This window comes from Nostoc sp. UHCC 0251 (assembly GCF_034932245.1).
Lineage (GTDB): Bacteria > Cyanobacteriota > Cyanobacteriia > Cyanobacteriales > Nostocaceae > Nostoc.
The window spans coordinates 1-4,169 of record NZ_JAYGHD010000211.1; the positions used below are offsets into that span (position 1 = coordinate 1).

Below are 4,169 nucleotides of genomic sequence, written 5' to 3' on the forward strand. Positions count from 1 at the left end.
CCCTCTGATTAAGATTCTGTTACATAGCGGGAAATTTTAGCACCCACTTACTTACACCATCAGTTATTTTTGTGTAAAACACAACGTAAGGCTTCACAGGAAAGCTTTTCAGTTCTTTCATTAAATCATCTCGCTTTTTGCCCATATCAGGAAACTGAGCAAGCATGGGAAAACGATTCAGAATTTGAGCTATCTGTTTATCTGCTGCAATTTGATTCTGTTGAGCAAGGTAAGTCCAGATATCTTCCAAGTCTTGTTCGGCTTGCTGGGAAAGTCTGTAATGATTCATTGTCAGCTATCCAGCTTTAGCTTACTCTGCCCTCGTGCTTTGATATTTTCCAGCAAATTAGGCAAGGACTCATCATCATACTCAGTATATTCTCCATGCTTTAGCTGTTCGGCTGCGATCGCAATATCCCGTTGTAATGCTTCTAACTTCATCTGACGTAGTTCTTCTTCTGCACGCTTAAGTCTATCTATCATTTCCTGAAATGCGCTTGCATCCTGGACAACGACTTCTGCTTTACCATTGACAGTAAGCACGAGAGGTGATTTGGTCGCTTTGATACGCTCTAGAAACTGTTTGACGTTGCGTTTAAAGTCTGTAAGTGAGTGAATCTGCTCTAGATTAATCATAAATTAAATATTGAATTACTTACTTAATTGAATCTTTATTCAATACTATCAAAATTCTGTTTACCACACAAAATCAATAAATTGTCAAGACCAGTTTTCCAAGTGCTGCTGCGCTAAAAAACTGATCTTTCATTGGGTGGTGCGATCGCGTAATTTGAGAAACATATAGATCCAAACACTCCCAACACAGACGTTGATGACATGGAGTAAATCATGCCCCAACATCCCCTTGATATCAGTTACGAAGCAGTCACCGCCAAAATTGTTAACTTCACTGCTTTTAAAAATGCAGGTAGTAATAATGTTCTCATGCCTTTTCCTTCCAAACTAGCCCGGAATCAGTTGAGGAAAGATCAGGTAAAACACAAAACTAAGTCTTACTTGCCAGATACCGAAAAGACTTTAAAGGCAGAAGTTGTTATTTTACAACAGGAAAAAGCTAAATTAGAAACTCTACTTAAACAGCAGGAAGAGACTAGAAAAATTCAATTCCAAGAGATGCAAATCGAAATTGATTTACATAAAGTCGCACATCAGGTAGCAGAAATTACTCAAACTGATTATTTTCAACAATTACAAATAGAAATTGCATCCCTTCGTAATACCAAGATATCTTAATTACGAATTACGAATTACGAATTACGAATTAGTATTCTATGTCTAAAATTATTGCGATTCACTCATTCCGTGGCGGAACTGGTAAATCTAACTTAACAGCAAATTTAGCGGTAACAATGGCACTACAAAATAAGCGAGTGGCAATTGTAGATACTGATCTGCAATCTCCTGGGATTCATGCTCTATTTGCGATTGATGAAAAAATTACAGGTAAGACATTAAATGATTATTTATGGCATCGTAGTTCCATTGCTGATACTGCCTGTGATGTGACTTCTCATTTGGCGATCGCTCAAGGAAAGGTTTTCCTCATACCTTCAAGTATCAATGCTGATGAAATTGCCAAAATAATCAGCGAAGGATACAACGTTAGTTTACTTAATAGTGGATTACAAAGATTAATTAAAGAGCTAGAATTAGACTACTTATTTATTGATACTCACCCCGGACTTAGCCGAGAAACTTTACTATCTATAGCTATTTCTGACCTTTTGATTGTGATTATTCGTCCAGATCGTCAAGATTTTCAAGGTACTGCGGTAACAGTTAATATTGCTCTTCAACTTCAAGTCAGCAAAATGATGATGCTCGTGAATAAAGTACCCAGTCGCATTGACTTTTCATCGCTACAGCAAAAAGTAGAAAGAACTTATAACGTCCCAGTCGCAGGTATGTTTCCACTTTCAGAAGATATGGCACAACTCGGTAGTAGTGGAATATTTTGTTTGCAATACCCTGAACATCCATTGACTCAAATGCTACAACAGGTGACAGAAAAAGCCAGTTAATAATTTAAAACTCGAATTTAAATAAATTAAAATCTTCAGATAACTTAGTTAAATAAATTTAAGATAATGACCGAAAGTATTCAAGAACAAACAACAACATTTGAGACAGCTTTAAAAGTTGCAGATCAAGCAGTTTTTGCTAAGACTCAAAGACATCTAAAAAATATTGAAGTAGCTGTACTGCGCGGAGCTTTACTAGGGCAAAAATATGACAAAATTGCCGCAGAATGTGACTATGCTCCAGAATATATTAAGCATGATGTGGGGCCAAAGTTATGGCAGATACTATCAGCTAGTTTAGGAGAAAAAGTCAGTAAAACTAATTTGATGGCTGTTTTAGCACAACGAGCTTCTGAAGAAATCAAAATTCAAGACTTTTCTCCCTCTCTCCCAGTAACCAGTCCCCAACCCCTAGAATTAGAATCACCAGTTGGAGTCATACCATTGGACTCTGCTTTGTATATGGAACGTCCTCCGGTAGAGTCTCGCTGTTATGAGGAAATTACCAGAGATGGGGCATTAATCCGTATTAAAGCACCCAGTCAAATGGGTAAGACTTCTTTAATGGTAAGAATTTTAGCCCATGCTCAACAACAAAATTCTTCAGTACGTACTGTAGCTTTGAGCTTACAGCGAGCTGAAAGTGCTATTTTTAATGACTTAGATAAATTCTTGCTTTGGTTTTGTGCTGCGATTACTCGTAAGCTTCAGTTACCCCATCGAGTCGAGGATTATTGGAGCGCAACTTTTGGCAGTAAAAGCAACTGCACCGCTTATTTTGAAGACTGTGTGCTGCCAGAGATTAATGGTGTTTTGGTCTTAGCTTTAGATCAAGTTGATGAGGTGTTTTTACATCCAGAAATTGCTGATGATTTCTTTACTTTATTACGTTCTTGGTATGAAGAAGCAGCCTATGGCGATATCGGTAATCCTCTGTGGCAAAATTTGCGTTTGGTAATTGTTCATTCCACAGAAGTGTATATCCCCCTTGATATTAATAAATCACCATTTAATGTGGGTTTAGCAATTGAATTACAAACATTTACAACTGTGCAAGTATGCAATTTAGCGCAACGTTATGGAATTCATTTATCTGAAAATGAGTTATCAGAATTGATGCAGCTTGTGGATGGACACCCGTATTTAGTACAGCAAGCTCTGTATCATTTAGCGCAGCAAGACTTGACTTTCAAGCAGTTAATCCAAACAGCAGTTACAGATGCAGGAATTTATAGCAATCATTTGCATCGTCATTTACGCAGCCTACAAGAACATCCGCAATTAGCAGCAGCGTATGAAGAGGTAATCAAGTCATCAACACCTGTAGAGCTAGAACAGACTGTAGCATTTAAGCTCCACAGCATGGGGTTAGTCAAGCTGCAAGGAAATCAGGTGATATCCAGTTGTGAGCTATATCGGCAGTATTTTGAAGAAGCCTTGCGACCTACTGCTACACGTAATATGTAGATACGTGATTAGATTCACTGGCGTTAGCGTTAGCAATTATGCTTCATTGGCGCATCCCAGCGAAGTGTCAAGGAATCCTTGGACTTTAAGACGAGGAGGTATGTCAAAGATGTGTCGCTAATAACAATCAAAGCCGTCCTAACTCCCGCAGGTTCTTCAAGTCAAGTTCAAAGTCTTCAACGTCGTAAGAATAAAGCGGGATATTTTGCTGTTTCAGGAGTTGGCGAAAGTCGTTTGGTTGCATATCCGCTAGTTGGCTGGCATAGCCCAGTGTTAAACGACCTGTTTGGAACAGGTATGGTGCAATCTCTTGGCGTCCTTGCTCACTCTCAAAGATAATTGTTGCGTAGTGATGGAGTTCTTCTCCCATTCCTCTTTCTGAACTAGAGCCAACATCCCAATCCAAATCATCGGGACTAACTTCAAAAACTTCACCTGTTTCTAGAATAGTTAGTTTAGCAATACCAGTGCAGAACTCAGCTTGATTGAAACTGGGTGTGATTTCTTCCAATTGCTTTTGCTTCCAAAAACCCATTTGGCAATAAACCTCAACATCAAACTAACTTCATGGTAGCTTGACCTTAATTACTTCCCCACTTATAACTCAATACGGTTCACTTAAGACGAAAAGTAGGTTGGGTTAAGCGATAGCGAAACCCA

6 protein-coding genes are annotated in these 4,169 nt (G+C 38.6%); 3 read left to right on the forward strand and 3 right to left on the reverse strand.

Annotated features, from left to right (window positions below; all coding sequences use genetic code 11):
* Nucleotides 1–19: 19 nt before the first annotated feature.
* Together VB740_RS17375 and VB740_RS17380 are read right to left on the reverse strand one after the other, a co-directional pair.
* Entirely contained in the window at nt 20–289 is a 270-nt protein-coding gene (locus tag VB740_RS17375) for a type II toxin-antitoxin system RelE/ParE family toxin (RefSeq protein WP_323201212.1), read from the reverse strand.
* Between the two features lie 2 nt (nt 290–291).
* Entirely contained in the window at nt 292–636 is a 345-nt protein-coding gene (locus VB740_RS17380; protein WP_323201213.1) for a type II toxin-antitoxin system Phd/YefM family antitoxin, read from the reverse strand.
* A gap of 213 nt (nt 637–849) precedes the next feature.
* Here VB740_RS17380 and VB740_RS17385 point away from each other — a divergent pair, with 213 nt between their 5' ends.
* From VB740_RS17385 to VB740_RS17395, 3 genes are all read left to right on the forward strand, one after another.
* Nucleotides 850–1,254, forward strand: a complete 405-nt coding sequence (locus tag VB740_RS17385; protein WP_323201214.1) for a hypothetical protein — start codon at nt 850–852, stop codon at nt 1,252–1,254.
* Nucleotides 1,255–1,292: 38 nt separating this feature from the next.
* On the forward strand, nt 1,293–2,042 hold the full coding sequence (locus VB740_RS17390; RefSeq protein ID WP_323201215.1) for a MinD/ParA family protein: 750 nt from the start codon (nt 1,293–1,295) through the stop codon (nt 2,040–2,042).
* Nucleotides 2,043–2,108: 66 nt separating this feature from the next.
* On the forward strand, nt 2,109–3,509 hold the full coding sequence (locus tag VB740_RS17395) for an AAA-like domain-containing protein (RefSeq protein WP_323201216.1): 1,401 nt from the start codon (nt 2,109–2,111) through the stop codon (nt 3,507–3,509).
* A 127-nt stretch (nt 3,510–3,636) separates the two neighbouring features.
* Here the strand turns inward: VB740_RS17395 and VB740_RS17400 are convergent, their stop codons facing one another.
* Entirely contained in the window at nt 3,637–4,044 is a 408-nt protein-coding gene (locus VB740_RS17400; protein ID WP_323201217.1) for a UPF0175 family protein, read from the reverse strand.
* Nucleotides 4,045–4,169: the final 125 nt, after the last annotated feature.

Coding starts and splice junctions, on each gene's coding strand:
- VB740_RS17375 (WP_323201212.1), bottom strand. CDS start 289: ATGAATCATTACAGACTTTCCCAGCAAGCCGAACAAGACTTGGAAGAT.
- VB740_RS17380 (WP_323201213.1), bottom strand. CDS start 636: ATGATTAATCTAGAGCAGATTCACTCACTTACAGACTTTAAACGCAAC.
- VB740_RS17385 (WP_323201214.1), top strand. CDS start 850: ATGCCCCAACATCCCCTTGATATCAGTTACGAAGCAGTCACCGCCAAA.
- VB740_RS17390 (WP_323201215.1), top strand. CDS start 1,293: ATGTCTAAAATTATTGCGATTCACTCATTCCGTGGCGGAACTGGTAAA.
- VB740_RS17395 (WP_323201216.1), top strand. CDS start 2,109: ATGACCGAAAGTATTCAAGAACAAACAACAACATTTGAGACAGCTTTA.
- VB740_RS17400 (WP_323201217.1), bottom strand. CDS start 4,044: ATGGGTTTTTGGAAGCAAAAGCAATTGGAAGAAATCACACCCAGTTTC.